15 protein-coding genes, 1 tRNA gene and 1 riboswitch are annotated in these 16100 nt (G+C 60.4%); of the genes, 11 read left to right on the forward strand and 5 right to left on the reverse strand.

The genetic code is table 11. The features are described from left to right. Nucleotides 1-156 precede the first annotated feature (156 nt). Nucleotides 157-232 (reverse strand) — tRNA-Asn (locus HK439_RS23720). Between the two features lie 297 nt (nt 233-529). Continuing rightward, nucleotides 530-761: riboswitch (cobalamin riboswitch) on the forward strand. Nucleotides 762-799: 38 nt separating this feature from the next. Between HK439_RS23720 and HK439_RS23725 the strand changes: the two genes are divergently transcribed. The 9 genes from HK439_RS23725 to HK439_RS23760 all read left to right on the forward strand — a co-directional run bounded on the left by HK439_RS23725 (nt 800) and on the right by HK439_RS23760 (nt 10188). Further along, nucleotides 800-1003 carry a CbtB domain-containing protein gene (locus HK439_RS23725; protein WP_190293976.1) on the forward strand — a complete coding sequence of 68 codons (204 nt, stop codon included), beginning with the start codon at nt 800-802 and terminating at the stop codon, nt 1001-1003. A 27-nt stretch (nt 1004-1030) separates the two neighbouring features. Further along, on the forward strand, nt 1031-1783 hold the full coding sequence (locus HK439_RS27010; RefSeq protein ID WP_268956963.1) for a CbtA family protein: 753 nt from the start codon (nt 1031-1033) through the stop codon (nt 1781-1783). A gap of 1 nt (nt 1784) precedes the next feature. Continuing rightward, nucleotides 1785-2333: a bifunctional adenosylcobinamide kinase/adenosylcobinamide-phosphate guanylyltransferase gene (gene cobU, locus HK439_RS23730; protein ID WP_328804232.1), complete on the forward strand. Its 549-nt coding sequence runs from the start codon at nt 1785-1787 to the stop codon at nt 2331-2333. Next, nucleotides 2330-3424, forward strand: a complete 1095-nt coding sequence (cobW, locus tag HK439_RS23735; RefSeq protein WP_190293978.1) for a cobalamin biosynthesis protein CobW — start codon at nt 2330-2332, stop codon at nt 3422-3424. Before cobU ends, cobW begins: the two co-directional genes overlap by 4 nt. 4 nt (nt 3425-3428) lie before the next feature. After that, nucleotides 3429-7181: a cobaltochelatase subunit CobN gene (cobN, locus tag HK439_RS23740; RefSeq protein ID WP_190293979.1), complete on the forward strand. Its 3753-nt coding sequence runs from the start codon at nt 3429-3431 to the stop codon at nt 7179-7181. Nucleotides 7182-7214: 33 nt separating this feature from the next. Continuing rightward, complete coding sequence (cobO, locus tag HK439_RS23745) at nt 7215-7826, forward strand: cob(I)yrinic acid a,c-diamide adenosyltransferase (protein ID WP_190294008.1); 612 nt, start codon at nt 7215-7217, stop codon at nt 7824-7826. Nucleotides 7827-7850: 24 nt separating this feature from the next. After that, on the forward strand, nt 7851-8153 hold the full coding sequence (locus tag HK439_RS23750) for a YrhK family protein (protein WP_190293980.1): 303 nt from the start codon (nt 7851-7853) through the stop codon (nt 8151-8153). 29 nt (nt 8154-8182) lie between these two features. Next, nucleotides 8183-9634: a cobyric acid synthase gene (locus HK439_RS23755; protein ID WP_190294009.1), complete on the forward strand. Its 1452-nt coding sequence runs from the start codon at nt 8183-8185 to the stop codon at nt 9632-9634. 116 nt (nt 9635-9750) lie between these two features. Further along, a complete protein-coding gene (locus HK439_RS23760; RefSeq protein WP_190293981.1) occupies nt 9751-10188 on the forward strand; it encodes a dual specificity protein phosphatase family protein in 438 nt (145 codons plus the stop codon). 22 nt (nt 10189-10210) lie between these two features. On the opposite strand, the gene HK439_RS23765 is transcribed toward HK439_RS23760, so the two are convergent. The 4 genes from HK439_RS23765 to cobD all read right to left on the reverse strand — a co-directional run bounded on the left by HK439_RS23765 (nt 10211) and on the right by cobD (nt 14027). After that, nucleotides 10211-11293 carry a class I SAM-dependent methyltransferase gene (locus tag HK439_RS23765; RefSeq protein WP_190293982.1) on the reverse strand — a complete coding sequence of 361 codons (1083 nt, stop codon included), beginning with the start codon at nt 11291-11293 and terminating at the stop codon, nt 10211-10213. A 96-nt stretch (nt 11294-11389) separates the two neighbouring features. Next, nucleotides 11390-12004, reverse strand: a complete 615-nt coding sequence (locus tag HK439_RS23770; RefSeq protein ID WP_190293983.1) for a DUF938 domain-containing protein — start codon at nt 12002-12004, stop codon at nt 11390-11392. Nucleotides 12005-12017: 13 nt separating this feature from the next. Further along, nucleotides 12018-13016 carry an adenosylcobinamide-phosphate synthase CbiB gene (cbiB, locus tag HK439_RS23775; RefSeq protein WP_190293984.1) on the reverse strand — a complete coding sequence of 333 codons (999 nt, stop codon included), beginning with the start codon at nt 13014-13016 and terminating at the stop codon, nt 12018-12020. 9 nt (nt 13017-13025) lie between these two features. Continuing rightward, nucleotides 13026-14027, reverse strand: coding sequence for a threonine-phosphate decarboxylase CobD (gene cobD, locus HK439_RS23780; RefSeq protein ID WP_190293985.1), 1002 nt, complete (start codon nt 14025-14027; stop codon nt 13026-13028). A 597-nt stretch (nt 14028-14624) separates the two neighbouring features. Here cobD and HK439_RS23785 point away from each other — a divergent pair. Both HK439_RS23785 and HK439_RS23790 read left to right on the forward strand, forming a co-directional pair. Beyond that, nucleotides 14625-15878: a hypothetical protein gene (locus tag HK439_RS23785; RefSeq protein ID WP_190293986.1), complete on the forward strand. Its 1254-nt coding sequence runs from the start codon at nt 14625-14627 to the stop codon at nt 15876-15878. Then, on the forward strand, nt 15871-16053 hold the full coding sequence (locus tag HK439_RS23790) for a hypothetical protein (protein ID WP_190293987.1): 183 nt from the start codon (nt 15871-15873) through the stop codon (nt 16051-16053). The genes HK439_RS23785 and HK439_RS23790 overlap by 8 nt, the downstream gene beginning before the upstream one ends. The last annotated feature ends 47 nt before the right edge of the window (nt 16054-16100 follow it).

The raw sequence follows: 16100 nt of genomic DNA on the forward strand, positions 1-16100 counted from the left end.
AATTTGGCTGATCAGCTTCATGAGCTATGATCTGGGATACATCGACCTGGAGCAGAGAACACTACAGACAATCGACAACCCGTTCGGCACGAGGTTGTAACCCATGTCTCCGGTACAAACTGTTACCCATGTCTCCGGGTCGGACAGAAGGGCGGGTGGCTCCCCAGGCCGGACTCGAACCAGCGACCCAGCGATTAACAGTCGCTTGCTCTACCAACTGAGCTACTGGGGATCACCACCGGACGGTGGACTTGCGTCCGCCGCGTCAGTGGGCATGCGTATATCAAAGGCTTTGGGCGTTTGCCAAGCCCTCTGTGAAGATATTTTTGCCGAAAACAGGAACCAATCCCGGCCGGTGTGGAAAACTTTCGTCATTACAATGATCTAGCCGTTAAGCCGGCTGATCGCGGGACGTGTTGAACAGACCCTTTCGGGCTGCGGTCCCGGGACATCTCTCCCGGCGGTGACGCGGCGATTTCTTTCCGCAAGGAAGCGCGCAACTGCTCCTTGTTTGCCGGGGAACAAAAGGCTAAAGTCTTCGGGTCACGGTTCCCCGAAACGGGCAAAGCCCAAGGGGATCAAACGGGAATAGGGTGCGGGACGACTCAAACAGAGGTCCTTACTCCCTAGCTGCCCCCGCAACTGTAAGCGGCGAGTTCCGTCGCCATTGTGCCACTGGACAGACTTTTAGTCTTCCGGGAAGGCGCGGCGAGAACCAGGACCCGCAAGCCAGGAAACCGGCCGGACACGGACTGATGATACTCGAACAGCCGTCGGGTGGACGGCAGGGAGACTGACCATGAAGACTTATTCCAAGCCGGCCGCTACCGCTGCATCCGTTCAGGCTGTCAACGTGTCCGACAGGGCCGCGGCTCTGCCTGTGATCCTGACCACGGCTCTTCTGGGCGCCTTTGTGATTTTCGGTGTGGGCTTCGCCCATTCCAATGTCCTGCACAACGCGGCCCATGACACGCGCCACGCGACAGGCTTTCCCTGCCACTGAGCGGGGAAACGCTTCTGAACAATTCGGATGTTCGGCCGGATCATGTGGCCAGCCCTCGGTGCGGGATGTGCCGCGGGCGTGGTCTTTGCCGTGTTGCAGATCTTCCTGACGACACCTCTCATCCTGCATGCGGAGCGCTATGAAGCCTCGCTGAGCGGGTCTCATTATGCACAGGTCGTTCCCTCCGTTCTGAAAAGCGGTACCGCGGATGGTGCGCAGCTTTGGCAGGTGCACGGGGATGCGCATACGGAGCAAGCCTGGGAACCTGAAGACGGCCTTGAACGCATGGCCTATACGGCGCTGACAGCCGTGTTGACGGGCGTTGGCTACGGCCTCCTGCTTGTCTCGGCAATGGCCTTGAAGGGCGGGGCTATTTCTCCGCGGTCGGGTCTGGCCTGGGGAGTGGCGGGTTTCATCGCGTTCGCAATGGCGCCTGCCATGGGCCTGCCGCCGGAGTTGCCCGGCAGCGCGGCGGCGGATCTCATGTCCCGTCAGATCTGGTGGGCGGGAACGGTCATCGCCACAGTCATCGGAATCGCCGGTCTCGTCTTTGCCCGGAACCCGGTCTGGAGTGCAGCGTCGGTCGTCCTGATCGCGATCCCCCACATCGTCGGCGCGCCGGAAGCGGGCGGCTATGTGTCGGATGCGCCGGCGGAGCTCGCAGCGGAATTCGTGTCGGTTTCGCTGGGGGCCTCTCTTGTGTTCTGGGCCGTGCTTGGCTCTGTTGCCGCGCTCCTGTGGACGCGGGGAGAGCCAGGCCGCAGTCCGGTCGGGGCATAGCGTGTCCGGAAAGCACACATACGGAAGCCTTGTTCTCGGCGGCGCCCGGTCGGGCAAGAGCCGGTTCGCAGAGGATCTGGCAATCCGGTCCGGCCTTGCCCGGGTCTATGTGGCGACGGGTACCGCCTTCGACGGTGAAATGGAAAGGCGGATCGAGGTTCACAAGGACCGTCGCGGTACCGGCTGGCGCACGGTGGAGGAGCAGACGGACCTTGCCGGGGTTCTTAGCCAGGAAGCCAGGCGCGACACGGTGCTGCTCGTTGACTGCCTGACGCTGTGGCTCAACAATCTGATGATGGCGGACAGGGATTTGGCCACAGAAAGTGCGCGGCTGTGTGACGCGGTCTCCACGCTTGCCGGCCCTTGCATCTTCGTCTCCAACGAGGTCGGCATGGGCATTGTCCCGGATAACCGCCTGTCGCGGGAGTTCCGCGATGCCCAGGGGCGTCTCAATCAGGATATGGCGGCGGCCTGCGGCAAGGTGATTTTCGTTGCCGCCGGCCAGCCGATTCTTCTCAAACCGAATCAACAACCGGATATAACTCTATGAAACCCGGACAGAAAATTCCCGCGACCATCGTTACCGGCTTTCTCGGCGCCGGCAAGACGACCCTGATCCGCAACCTGCTGCAGAACGCGGCGGGCAAGAAGATCGCCCTGATCGTCAACGAGTTCGGCGACATGGGCTTCGACGGCTCGCTGGTCAACGGCTGCGCCGATCCGGATTGCGCGGCGGAAGAAGTGGTCGAACTGACCAACGGCTGTATCTGCTGCACGGTGGCCGACGATTTCCTGCCGACGATGGAAATGCTTCTCGCCCGCGACGAGCCGCCGGAGCATATCGTCATCGAGACGTCCGGACTGGCGTTGCCGCAGCCGCTGGTCCGCGCCTTTTCCTGGCCGAGCGTCAAGCCGAAGGTGACGGTGGACGGCGTAGTAACGGTGCTGGATGCGGCAGCGCTTGCCGAAGGCCGGATCGCGCTCGACGAAGAGGCGCTTCAAGCCCAGCGGGCTGCCGACGAGGCGCTCGATCACGACAGCCCGGTGGAGGAGTTGTTCCACGACCAGCTCGCCTGCGCCGATCTGGTCGTGCTCAACAAGGCGGATCTGATTTCCGAAGAGGCGCTCGCTGACATTCAGCAAAAGATCGGCGCGGACGTGCGCCCGAACGTGCACATCGTGGCGTCGGAGAAAGGCACGCTGCCGATCGAGGTGCTGCTGGGGCGGGGCTCGGCGGCCGAGGACGATATCCATAACCGGCACGAGCATCACCATCATCACCACGATCACGATGACGATCATGATCATGACGACCACGACGATCATGATCACCACCATGACCATCATCACCACGACGATTTCGAAAGCCACGTGCTGCCGGTCGCTGGTTTTGCCAGCCTGAAGGATGTCGAGGCCAGGGTGCTTGAGGCAATGGCGCTGAAAGGGGTGCTGCGCATCAAGGGCGCGGTCGCCATCGACGGCAAGGCGGCGCCCGCGATGGTGCAGGCCGTAGGCCCCCGGGTGGAAACCTGGTTTGCCGCAGGCGCCGAAAGCGCTGGCAAGCTGGTGGTGATCGGCTTGAAGGGGCTGGATCTGGGTCAGGTGCGCTCTGTCCTCGACAGGGCAGAGGCTGCAGCCTGACATCATGCATATCCTCGCCAGCCAGACCCGCAGGATCGATGACGGGGGAGATGCGGTCGATCTCGGCCAGTCGCCTGCCGATATCGTGTTTCTGTCGGCGGCCGATACCGAGCTCGGGTCCTTTGCGGCCGCCCATCATGGTCTGGGCGAAGGCCGGGCGAGCCTCAGGCTGGCGAGCATCATGGCGCTCGGCCATCCCTATTCGGTCGATCTTTATGCCGAACAGACCGTGGCCCACTCGAAGCTGGTGGCGGTGCGCCTGCTCGGTGGCATCGAGTACTGGCGCTACGGCGTCGAGCGGCTGGAAGAGGAAGCGCGCGCCTCGGGCGTGAAGCTGATCCTCGTTCCCGGCGACGACAAGTGGGACGAGGCGCTGGCGTCGCGCTCGACCGTGCCGCTGGAGGACGCCCGCCGCTTCTGGCGCTATTGCGTCGAGGGCGGCAGCGGCAATTACGCGAATGCGCTTCGGTTCCTCGGGTTTCTGGCAGGCAAAGCGGAAGACCCTCTGCCGCCCGTACCCCTGCCGCGGGCTGGCATCTATCTGCCGGGCATGACGGCGCCCGACATCAAAACGCTGAAACAGACCTGGACCGATCCGGCGCGGCCGGTTGCGGCGATCACCTTTTACCGGGCGCTGGTGCAGGGCGCGCAGACCGCGCCGGTCGATGCGCTGGTGGCCGCGCTCGACCGAGCCGGGATCAATGCCTTGCCCGTCTTCGTTTCCAGCCTGAAGGAAGCCGAATCCGCGGCCGTGCTGGAAAGCCTGTTTGAGGCGGCAAAACCGGATGTGGTCATCAACGCCACGGCCTTTGCGGTTTCCAAGGCGGGCGTGGCCCATGAAACGACGCCGCTCGACGCGCCGGGCAAGCCGGTGCTGCAGGTGGTGTTTTCCTCGTCCTCCAAGGAGGGCTGGGAGGAGAGCGACCAGGGCCTGTCGATCCGCGATCTCGCCATGCATGTGGTGCTGCCGGAGGTGGATGGCCGTATCCTGAGCCGCGCCGTCTCCTTCAAGGAGGAGGGCGCCTACGACGAGGCGACCCAGTCGACGCCGGTGCGCTTCACGCCCGTGCCCGACCGGATCGATTTCGTTGCCGGGCTTGCTGCCAACTGGGCAAAGCTGGGGCATATCGGGGCTGCGGACAAGAAGACCGCGCTGATCCTTGCCAATTACCCGAACAAGGACGGGCGGCTTGCCAACGGCGTCGGTCTCGATACCCCGGCGTCCTGTGCCGGTCTTCTGCAGGCGATGGGGCAGGCGGGCTACGAAGTCGGCGAGGCTCCGGCGACGTCAAAGGCTCTGATGGATGTACTAACCTCCGGGGTGACCAATGCCCTGGAATACCGTCAAGACCGGACCGCTTATCAGAGCCTGAGCCTGGCCGACTATGAGGTGGCCTTCGCGGGTTTGCCGAAACGCCTCCGTGAGCAGGTGAGCGAGCGCTGGGGCGCTCCGGTCGACGATCCGCATGTGATCGACGGTTCCTTCCGCCTCGCGCTGCACCGGTTCGGCAATCAGGTGGTCGGGATCCAGCCCGCGCGCGGTTACAACATCGATCCCAAGGAAACCTATCACGATCCGGACCTTGTGCCGCCGCACCACTATTTCGCCTTCTACATCTGGCTGCGGGAAGTGTTCGGCGCCGATGCGGTCGTTCATCTGGGCAAGCACGGCAATCTGGAATGGCTGCCGGGCAAGGCGCTGGCCCTGTCGGAAGGCTGTTATCCGGAAGCCGTGCTCGGGCCGGTGCCGAATATCTATCCCTTCATCGTCAACGATCCGGGCGAGGGCGCCCAGGCCAAACGCCGGACGGCTGCGGTTATCGTCGATCACCTGACGCCGCCGCTGACCCGGGCCGAAAGTCACGGCGTCTCCGGCGAACTGGAAACTCTGCTCGACGAATATTATCTAGCCTCCGGCGTCGATCCGCGCCGGCTGAAGGCGCTGACCCGCGATATTCTCGATGTCGCCGCCCGGCACGGCCTCGACAAGGACATTGGCCTCACAGCCGACATGGACGAGTCGACGCGCCTTGCCCGGCTCGACGCCCATCTGTGCGATCTGAAGGAACTGCAGATCCGCGACGGGCTGCATATCCTGGGCGAGAGCCCGGAGGGCGGATTGCTGAGCGACCTGCTGGTCGCGCTCGCCCGTGTGCCCCGCGGAGCCGAACCGCGACAGGCCAGCCTGCAGCGAGCGCTCGCAAGAGATCTCGGCTTCGACGGGTTCGACCCGCTCGATTGCGATTTTTCGGCTGCGTGGGCGGACGCTAGGCCTACGGTTCTGGCGGATCTTTCCAGCGATCCGTGGCGGTCCGCGGGCGACACGGTGGAACGGATCGAGCTTCTGGCACAGAAGCTGGTGAGCGGAGAGCGCGCACCCGACGATGACTGGGCTGCGACCCAAGCCGTTTTGGAGGAAATCGAGACTCATCTTAAGCCGGCGGTCACCTGCTCCGGCCCTGCCGAAACGCAGGCCGTGCTGACCGCACTTGCCGGCGGGTTCGTCGTACCTGGGCCTTCCGGTGCGCCGACACGGGGCCGTCCGGACGTGCTGCCGACGGGCAGGAATTTCTACTCCGTCGATGTGCGCGCGGTGCCGACCGAAACCGCGTGGCGGCTTGGGCGGCAGTCGGCATCCCTTGTTGCCGAACGCTATTTCCAGGAAGAGGGCGAGTGGCCGACGGCGCTGGTGCTGACCTGCTGGGGGACTGCCAACATGCGCACCGGCGGCGACGACATCGCCCAGGCGCTGGCGCTGATCGGCGCGCGTCCGGTCTGGGAAGCAGGCTCCGGCCGGGTCACCGGGTTCGAGATCCTGTCGCTTGCCGAGCTCGAACGGCCGCGGATCGACGTGACGCTCCGGGTCTCCGGCTTCTTCCGCGACGCCTTTCCGCATCAGATCGACCTGTTCGACAGTGCGGTACGTGCCGTTGCCGCCCTGGAGGAACCGGAAGAGGCCAATCCGCTTGCCGCGCGGGTGTTGAGAGATCGAATCAGGTTCGAAGCCCAGGGCCTTGATGCCGAAGAGTCACGTCGCCGCTCCGGGTTCCGGGTGTTCGGCTCCAAGCCGGGCGCCTATGGCGCCGGACTGCAGGCGCTGATCGACGAGGGCATCTGGGACGAACGTGGCGATTTCGCGGACGCTTTCCTCGACTGGGGCGGCTATGCCTATGGCGGCGGCGCGGCCGGGACCGCGGCGAGGGGCGAGCTCGAAACGCGGCTTTCTAAAGTTGACGCGGTTCTGCACAATCAGGACAACCGGGAGCATGACCTGCTCGACAGTGACGATTACTACCAGTTCGAAGGCGGGCTGGCGGCGACGGTCGAGACGCTGAAAGGCGAAGCGCCGAAGGTCTATCACAACGACCATTCCCGCCCCGAGCGGCCGGTGGTGCGCAGCCTGTCGGAAGAGATCGGCCGGGTGGTGCGCGGCCGGGCGGCCAATCCGAAATGGATCGCGGGCGTCATGCGCCACGGCTACAAGGGCGCGTTCGAGATGGTCGCCACGCTCGACTACCTGTTCGCCTTTTCCGCGACCACCCATGCAGTCGGTGATCACCATTTCGACCAGCTGTTCGAAGCCTATCTGGAAGACGAGAGGGTGCGGGAGTTTCTTCAAGAGGCCAATCCGGCGGGCCTGGGCGAGATGATCGCCCGGTTCCAGGAAGCGATCGAACGGGGGCTGTGGACGCCGCGCCGCAACAGCACCCATGCTAGACTTTCCGAAATTCAATCAGGAGCCCGGCAGACCGGGTAGGGGGAGACAGTCGTGAGCGACAAGCATCAGGACATGACCGAGGAAGAGCTGAACGCCCGCCATGCGGAAAAGATGCGCAAGAAAAAGGCCGCGCGCGACAAGATCATGGCGACCAAGACCATCGAGAAAGGTCTGGTGATCGTTCATACCGGCAAGGGCAAGGGCAAGTCGACGGCCGGCTTCGGCATGGTGTTCCGTTCTCTCGGCCACGGTCACAAGGTCGGCGTTGTCCAGTTCGTCAAGGGGCGGATCGAGACCGGCGAGCGCAAGGCGCTGGAGCGGTTCTCCGACCTGGTGACCATCAAGCGCATGGGCGAGGGCTTCACCTGGGAAACCCAGGACCGGCAGCGGGACATCGATGCGGCCCGTCAGGCCTGGGAAGCGGCGAAGGGGATGATCACCTCAGGCGAGTACCGGCTGGTGCTGTGCGACGAACTCAACATCGTCCTTCGCTACGACTACCTGCCGATCGAGGAGGTGGTCGACTTCCTGAAGAACGAAAAGCCTGAGGACGTCCATGTCGTCATCACAGGGCGCAATGCCAAGGATGAACTGATCGAGGTCGCCGATCTGGTAACCGACATGACCCAGGTGAAGCATCCCTTCCGTTCCGGCGTGAAGCCGCAGGAAGGGATCGAGTTTTAACAGTCAGGGAAACGGGTCGGTTTCATGAAATTTTTCAACCAGCGTATTCGGGCCGCGTCCAGATCGCATGCGGAGATTGTCCGCAGGTACGAGATCGCCCGTACGGTGGTCGAGTTTCTTGCGGCCGTCACCTTTATCATCGGCAGTATCTTCTTTTTCTACGAAAGTCTGCTTTTTGCGGGAACCTGGCTGTTCCTGATCGGCTCCATCCTGTTTGCCGTTCGGCCCTCCATCCGGCTGCTCCTGGAATTGCATCTGGCGCGCCTGCCGGTGCCGAAGGAATTCCGTCCCTATGGCGCGGACGCCGATGACGGAGACGCCCAGTGAGCAGAAGCTCAGGCCGACCCCCGGCGCTGATGATCCAGGGCACCGGCTCGAATGTGGGCAAGAGCCTGGTCGTGGCCGGCCTGTGCCGGCTGTTCGCCAACCGGGGGCTGAAGGTCAAACCGTTCAAGCCGCAGAACATGTCGAACAATGCCGCGGTCACCGCAGACGGTGGCGAGATCGGCCGGGCCCAGGCGCTGCAGGCGCAGGCCGCGCGCGTGCCGCTTTCGGTGCATATGAACCCGATCCTGCTCAAGCCGGAGACCGACACCGGGGCCCAGGTGATCGTCCAGGGCAAGCGCTTCGGCACCCTGCGCGCGCGGGAGTATGGACGTCAAAAAGCGCAATTTCTTCCGAAAGTTCTGGAAAGTTTCTCAGAAATAGAGTCCGGTGCGGATCTGGTGCTGGTGGAAGGCGCCGGCAGCCCGGCGGAGATCAATCTCAGAGCCGGTGACATCGCCAACATGGGCTTTGCCGAGGCCGCCGATCTTCCGGTCGTGCTCTGCGGCGACATTGACCGGGGCGGGGTGATTGCCTCTCTGGTCGGAACCCACGCGGTGCTGGAAGACGCCGAGCGGGCGCGGATCAAGGGCTTCTTCGTCAACCGCTTCCGCGGCGATCCGAGCCTGTTCGATGATGGCATGAGCGAAATTGCGCGCCGGACCGGTTGGGCGCCGCTCGGGGTCGTGCCTTGGTTCTCGGAAGCCTCCAAACTGCCGGCGGAAGATGCGCTCGGGCTGAGCGACGGGGCGGGACACGGCCCGGTCAGGATCGTCGTGCCGGTGATATCCCGGATCGCCAATTTCGATGACCTCGATCCACTGCGGATGGAGGACGGCGTCACCCTCATGCTGATCCAGCCCGGCGAACCGCTGCCGGGAGACGCGGATCTCGTCCTGCTGCCTGGATCGAAATCGACGGTCGGCGATCTCGAATTCTTCCGCAAACAGGGCTGGGATATCGATCTCAAGGCCCATCACCGCCGCGGCGGCCATATTCTCGGGATCTGCGGCGGCTATCAGATGCTGGGCCTGACCATTTCCGATCCCGAAGGCATCGAGGGACAGCCCGGAACGGTCGAGGGACTGGGATTTCTTGACGTCGACACGGTGCTGACGGCGGACAAGTCGCTGGTGGAGGCGACGGGCAAGCATCTGGCCACCGGTGCGGAAGTCTCCGGCTACGAGATCCACATCGGCCGCACGGAAGGCCCGGATTGCGACCGGCCGCTGCTTCACATCCGTGAGGCGGACGACAGCCCGAAGCTGGACGGTGCGCTATCGGTGGACGGCCGTGTCGCCGGCACTTATCTCCACGGTCTCTTCACCTCGGATGCCTTCCGCAGGGCCTATCTGAAGGGTTTCGGCGGGACCTCTGCGCTCGCCTATGCGCAAAGCATCGACGTCGTTCTGGACGATCTTGCCTCGCATCTGGAAGCCTCGATGGATGTGGAGCGGATATTGGAGATCGCGCGGGCAAGGTGAGGGACAGCTAATGGCCTCCCTATTTTCCGGCCTCCCAAATTCTGTTTATGAATAGGTCCTTTATGAAACCGTCCCTTTATTCCGTCGCCGTAAATGCTTCCGGACGCCTTTTCGTCATGCCGAAACCATCAGGTGACTGGCTGGAGGACGATATCGGCGTCCTGCGCGGGGAAGGCATCGATCATGTCGTTTCCATGTTGACCGGCGATGAAATCGAGGAACTCGGACTGGCCGAAGAACAGGATATTTGTCTTCGGTTCGGAGTCGCGTTTTCCCGGTTCGCAATCGAGGACCGGGGTGTTCCGGAGTTGGCGGAATTAGTGCCGGTTGTGGAGAGGCTCGTTCAGGATCTGACAAGCGGAAGGTCCGTCGCCGTTCATTGCAGAGCAGGTATCGGCCGTTCCGGATTGCTGGCTGCCTGTGTCCTGACCCGGTTCGGCCTTTCCGCGGAACATGCGATTGAAAGCGTCAGTCTAGCCCGCGGTGTGCCGATCCCGGACACGGCGGAGCAGGCTGAATTTGTCCATGCTTTTACCGGGCAATGCGGGCCGTAGCAGGCCGGATCCGGTGCCGTTTCTATTTCTCCAGAATGAAATAGAAATCCTTGTGATTGTCGGCGCTTATGATTTCATATTTCGAGAAACCGAAGTGTTCGACGGCCTTTTCCAGAATGTGTTTCATGCTGCCGGGATTGTAAAAATGGACATGAATGGAAAAACTCTTTGCCATCAGCTTGTCGACATCGAAGTCGTTGCCGCGTAGCTGATTGTAGGTTTCAAAGTGCCTGCGTTGCGGGGTCCAGATGCCTTCGTCGTATTCTTCGAGCAGGCTTTGATAGGTGCACGGCCGGGCCCGCCGGTCCTTCGTTCCGTCGAGATCCGGGACGACCGCCAGGATCCGGCCGCCGGGCTTCAGTTTTTCATGCCATTTTTGAAGATGACCCAGCGGATTTGCCAGGTGCTCGAAGACGTGGCTGCTGAAGATGAAATCCAGGCTTTCGTTTTCAAAGGGAATGTCCGATGCGGTGCCGATGATGTATTGGCTCCAGTCCGTCTTCTTAAGGTCTCTCTTGCCTTTGGAATCGTAAAGCGCCTGCCATTTTTCCTTCGGCATCTCCTCCACGTAGCTGACGTCGATTTTTCTGTCGTTGAAAATCTGCGGGGCGGCGCCTGGGCCGATTTCAATACCCTTACCGATGGCAAGGCTCGTTATCTGTTTCCGCTTCAGTCTCCGGTGGACGAGGATTCGGAAATCATGTTTTCCGGGCAGGATACTGTCGTAAAACCGGGCCTCCCGGCTGAAATGCAGGTGCAGTTGTGTTTCCGCACGAACGTCGCTCGGGTCGGTCGGCCACGGGATTCGAATGGGAACGGGCGATGATCCAAGGGTAATTCTCGTCGAGGCGACGACATCTTCATTGACCAGGCTGACATCGACATGCCCCTTGCCCCTGGCGGTGGCATACCAGCCGATTTCGGGAGGGAATGACTTCAATCTGTCGATATGACAGATGTCCGAAATTCTGATCTGGGCGGTATCGGAGGCCTTCAGTGTGATCGTGCGCCAATCCTGACCTTGCCACCTCTTGCTGCCGACACCGACATTTTCGTCTTTTTCCAGAATCTTGTCGTTTCGTTGAACTAGGTCGATCAGGTTCACTTACTAACTCCGTCTGGAAAGCTCCCCTGAAAGGCTTCCGGGACCTTTCCATTTGAGACCCATTCTGGTGCCGGTTTTATCCGAGACGCCCGAGCGTTAGCCCCGTTTCCACACCAGAAGCTGGTTGTTTGCCGGCATGGCGTGGTCGGCCACCAGGGTCAGGCCGAACTTTTGCGCCAGGTCGTTGACCGCCTCGAAATCGCGGATGCCGCTTTCCGGATCGCGGGCTTTCAGGGTCTTGTCGAAGGCTTCGTTGCTCGGCGTTGTGAACTTCCCGCCGTATTTGAACGGTCCGTAGATGCACAGCACCCCGCCTTCTGCCAGGGTTTCGCCGACGCCTTCGAAGAAGTCTTCGACCAGCGGCCAGGCGACGATGTGCAGGGAGTTGGCGGTGAAAATACCGTCATAGGCATCTTCGTAGTCGAAGGCGGAGACCGGCCAGGGCAGGTCGGAGATATCCAGTTCGATCGGCGACAGCAGGTTGTCGAGGTCGGCGTCGGCCTGGACGATGCGCTGGTCGATGGCCGGGAGATGCTCGGCAATGTCGCTCGGCCGCCAGTCCAGATGGGTGAGGTGTTCGGCGAAAAAGACGGCGTGCTGGCCGGTGCCGCTGGCGATTTCCAGGACGCGGGTTGCGTCCTTGAAGGCGTCGCGGAGTTTTTCGAGGATTGGGCGTTTGTTGTTTTCAGCTGCTGCGGAGAAGGGAAGCATCGGTTTTCTCGGGTCAAATCACAGCCGTACCATTCACTGCTGCGATGGCGGCTGCCAATACCAGAACAAATAATGCAAGCAATACGCAAGACCCTTTCAGCAAGTTTAGTGCACGGGAAATGTCCTGAACGGTGGCGGCCTTGCGTCCGTTCGCGTTCAGGAAGGGGTCTTCGACCGTATAGCCCGGGTAGGAACGGGGGCCCGCAAGCGCGATATCCAGGGCGCCGGCCATGGCCGCTTCCGGCCAGCCGGCGTTGGGGGACCGGTGCTTGCCGGCGTCCTGACGGATCGTCCGGAAGGCTTTGTTCGGCGACCCGCCAGCGAGGGGCGCCGAAAGTGCGATCAGAAGACCGGAGAGGCGGGAGGCCGGCAGGTTGATGAGATCGTCGAAACGCGCGGCCGCCCAGCCGAAGGCCCGATACTGTTCCGTCTTGTGGCCGATCATGCTGTCGGCGGTGTTTACCGCCTTGTAGGCGATCAGGCCCGGAAGTCCGAGGACGGCGAACCAGAAGACAGGTGCAACGACTCCGTCGGAGAAGTTTTCCGCGCAGGATTCGATGGATGCCCTCGAGACGCCGGATTCATCCAGCGTCTGCGGATCGCGGCCGACGATCATGGCGACCGCCTTGCGTCCGCCTGCCAGGCCATCGTTCAGCAGTCCGCCGCGGACGGCTGCGATATGCTGGTAGAGGCTTTTCTGGGCCAGGAAGACAGCGGCGACCGCCACGGTGAGAACCTGGCCGAAGGGCAGGAGGCGCGCACCGTAGTCGATGGCGTAGCCGATGATGAAACCCGTCACGATCAGCAGGATCAGGGTGAGCGTGCCGAAAAGCTTTCGCCGGCCTCGCGAAAAAACGGGCTTGTTGAGGGACACGTCCAGAAAACCGATGAGCTTGCCGATCAGGACCACGGGGTGGGGCCACCGGCGCCACAACAGGTCCGGATCACCGATCAGGGCATCGGCGATGAGCGCGGCGAACAGCAGGAAGAGCGCATCGGGAAAAAGCAGCATTTTCCCCGATTAGAGCTCTTTTACCGCGTCGGCAAGCGCTTGCCGCAACCGTTGAAGGTTCTCCTCCGATCCCGGCAGGCCGATGCGCATCCATGTCGGGGCGTAGTCGAAGATCCTTGTCCAGATCCGGCGGCGGGCCAGCGCTTCATGCAGGGCGGCGGCGTTGCGCGTGGCGGCAAGGGCAAAGAGCGGCGTGCCGCCGAAGACGCTCAGGCCCTGTTCGGACAACAGGAGGGTGAGGTCGGCCATTTCATCGGCCAGCTGTCGACACATGGCCTCTTGCCAGTTCGTGTCGGCAAGCGCCCGTCGGCCGATTTCCAGGGCCGGGCCGCTGACGGCCCAGCTGTCGAGCCTTTCGGAAAATCTCCGGGTGATCCGCCGCGGGCCTGCAAGAAAACCGAGGCGCAGCCCGGCAAGGCCGAAGAACTTGCCGAATGAGCGCAGGACCAGGATGTTTTCATCGCCGATCGCGGGAAGCAGGCTTGCTCCGGGAACGACATCGGCGAAGGCTTCGTCGATGATCAGATATCCGTCACGCTTTGCAAGCACCTGGGCGGCAGCCTGCAGGCTCGCCCTTGAGGTCAGGCGCCCGTCCGGGTTGTTCGGATTGACCACGACAGCGTAGCGTGTGGTGTCCGCGATCGCCTCCAGATAGCCGACTTCAAGTGGCTTTCTGCCGGAACGGGCCCAGGCGGCTGCGTGGCTGGGATAGGTCGGAGAGACAATGGCGACGTCCCCTTCGCCAAGCAGGTCCGGCAGCAGCGCGATCAGCGCCTGGGTGCCGGGTGCGGCGACCAGTCCGACAGTGTCCGGACAGCCATAGGCCTTGCGTGCGGCGCCGAGCAGCCGGTCGAGCGCGTTTTGCCCCGGAAGCCGTTGCCAGACCTCCGTGGTGAGGGTCTCCGGTACCGGCCAGGCATGGGGACTGATGCCGGTCGAAAGGTCGAGCCAGTCCTTTTCGGTGCCGCCGTAGCGGTCGATTGCCAGCGCCAGATCGCCGCCGTGCTGCATCTGTCCGTCTCTGTGTTCGGTGTTAAGGCGTTGCGCTATCTAGACGATTTGAGGGACGTAAGTACAGGTCCGGCAGCGGCATGAATTTGCGCGCAAGCGAATGAGCCGGGCAGAACAGGCGCGAACCTGCGCCTTCTGCGCTGTTGGAAGGCTGGAGACGGCAAACAGCGGCAACGGGCGATGCGCCCGGTCGAGCGGTGAGACTGACGTTGAAATGATCGGGAGAAGGGATTTGGAGGCCTCTGCCGGGTTAGATGAATTGTTATAAATCAATGACTTATAAGGATGGTGGGACAGTTTTTACCTCTATAGATATCAATAGGTTGTAAATTGGAGTGTCCCACTTTTTTATCCCTCCTATTTAGCAGAACACTGAAATGGAGCGAAAGGCGAAGGTTTAAGAGCGCTTTGCATTTAAATTTTTTGGAGCCGCAACTGCGCCTGGCCGATGAAGATTATTTTCCTTCGAAATACCTCGTTCGCATAATGGTGTTTCTTCTTTCGATATAAGGATCCGGCGAAATTTTACGTCGACAGGTAATTCTAATATTGAGATGCTGTTTGGAGTAGTTACCCAAAGATCGATGGATTTCTTAAATGACAGCAGAGGTTGCAATCATAAATAGATCAGGGATCGCCTTGGCCGCCGATAGTGCAGTCACAATTGGTCGCGATCGCGTTTGGAAGAACTCCAATAAATTGTTCCACTTGGCGCCGGCAAATGATGTCGGTGTGATGTTTTTTGGATCTGGCGATTATTGTGGTTTGCCTTGGGAGGTTGTCCTAAAGGAGTTCCGAAAAAAAATTGGAAAAACAACGTTCCCGCTGGTTACTGACTATGTCGATAATTTTTTGATTTTCTTAGATGATTTGGTCGTTCCCGATACGCCATTAAAAGATTTAAATAGGCTTTTTTTATTTCTAAACGCCATCAATGAATGCAAGAAAGCGATGACTGAAAAGGGAACGCTGAAACGTCGTGCCCAGTTGGTCGCGAAGATCGAGGAATTGTCTGAGGAAGCAGAAAATATACCGATCTTGTTTGACGGATACACGCGGGACCAATTTCGGAAAAAGCACTCCAAAGATATCAAACAATTCATGGAAGAAGAATTGGAAATGCATGTCACCAAGGGGATGCATTCCCACATGATAACGCTGTGCTTTGAACGTGCTCGTAGAGCATTTAAATCGCCAACAGAAACCGGTGTGGTTTTTGCTGGATATGGGGACAAAGAATTATTGCCTGTTGTCGTCCAATTGTGTGTGGACGGCGAATTGGACGAAAAAGTCAGAGCGTGGCAGGTGCAGGAAGAAAATATGAATACCGGCGAAACTTCTAGCGCCATATTACCCTTTGCACAGGCTGACATTGCGACGCTTTTCGTTGAGGGGACATTACCTCAAAATATTCGATTTACGGAAAAGACCTTACTTGGAGCTTTGGACAAAAAGACAGATGATTTGGTGGATGACTACGTTCCAGACGCTGAAAAGGTTGTAGAACGCGCGAGACAAAAAAGAGCGAATCGTGCGATGGTTAAGGAGTTTACGAAGAATTTTAAAGAATTCCGGAACTCGGAGTTTATTGATAACTTAATGCGAGTTGTAAACTCGCTGCCAAAGGAAGAAATGGCGGCTATGGCAGAAGCACTCGTGGAAATTACATCACTCCGGCGCAAGATGGACTCGAAGCTTGAGACTGTTGCCGGCCCTGTGGATGTCGCCATTGTATCAAAATCTGATGGGTTCGTATGGATCAAGAGGAAGCATTATTTTGACATCGCGCTGAACAGAGATTTTGTCGAAAGGCGAAGTGAAAAATATCAGGGAGAAATCGACAATGCGTAGGCTCCAGGTGAAATTAGACCAGAAAGAAGTGGTTCAAATCGAAGCGTCGCCAATCCCCGAACGACAGAGTGACCATCATGAAAAGTCAATCGATGAGTGGAGCGAGTTGACTGTAAAGAACATGTTCGAAGCTGCTGAGCGCGAATTGAACGAGAATGAAGCGGTTGCGCAGTAGTTCACTTGCTCAAAGCAAGGTAACTTTTACAAGCGACTGACATAATT

The organism is Roseibium aggregatum, assembly GCF_014692675.1.
In the GTDB taxonomy this organism is placed as follows: Bacteria; Pseudomonadota; Alphaproteobacteria; order Rhizobiales; family Stappiaceae; genus Roseibium; species Roseibium aggregatum_C.

What these genes read in the sequence shown, in the direction of transcription:
- HK439_RS23755 (WP_190294009.1), top strand. Translation starts at nt 8,183, where the DNA reads ATGATCCAGGGCACCGGCTCGAATGTGGGCAAGAGCCTGGTCGTGGCC.
- HK439_RS23770 (WP_190293983.1), bottom strand. Translation starts at nt 12,004, where the DNA reads ATGCTTCCCTTCTCCGCAGCAGCTGAAAACAACAAACGCCCAATCCTC.
- HK439_RS23725 (WP_190293976.1), top strand. Translation starts at nt 800, where the DNA reads ATGAAGACTTATTCCAAGCCGGCCGCTACCGCTGCATCCGTTCAGGCT.
- cobN (WP_190293979.1), top strand. Translation starts at nt 3,429, where the DNA reads ATGCATATCCTCGCCAGCCAGACCCGCAGGATCGATGACGGGGGAGAT.
- HK439_RS27010 (WP_268956963.1), top strand. Translation starts at nt 1,031, where the DNA reads ATGTTCGGCCGGATCATGTGGCCAGCCCTCGGTGCGGGATGTGCCGCG.
- HK439_RS23750 (WP_190293980.1), top strand. Translation starts at nt 7,851, where the DNA reads ATGAAATTTTTCAACCAGCGTATTCGGGCCGCGTCCAGATCGCATGCG.
- cbiB (WP_190293984.1), bottom strand. Translation starts at nt 13,016, where the DNA reads ATGCTGCTTTTTCCCGATGCGCTCTTCCTGCTGTTCGCCGCGCTCATC.
- cobW (WP_190293978.1), top strand. Translation starts at nt 2,330, where the DNA reads ATGAAACCCGGACAGAAAATTCCCGCGACCATCGTTACCGGCTTTCTC.
- HK439_RS23785 (WP_190293986.1), top strand. Translation starts at nt 14,625, where the DNA reads ATGACAGCAGAGGTTGCAATCATAAATAGATCAGGGATCGCCTTGGCC.
- HK439_RS23790 (WP_190293987.1), top strand. Translation starts at nt 15,871, where the DNA reads ATGCGTAGGCTCCAGGTGAAATTAGACCAGAAAGAAGTGGTTCAAATC.
- cobD (WP_190293985.1), bottom strand. Translation starts at nt 14,027, where the DNA reads ATGCAGCACGGCGGCGATCTGGCGCTGGCAATCGACCGCTACGGCGGC.
- cobO (WP_190294008.1), top strand. Translation starts at nt 7,215, where the DNA reads ATGACCGAGGAAGAGCTGAACGCCCGCCATGCGGAAAAGATGCGCAAG.
- HK439_RS23760 (WP_190293981.1), top strand. Translation starts at nt 9,751, where the DNA reads ATGCCGAAACCATCAGGTGACTGGCTGGAGGACGATATCGGCGTCCTG.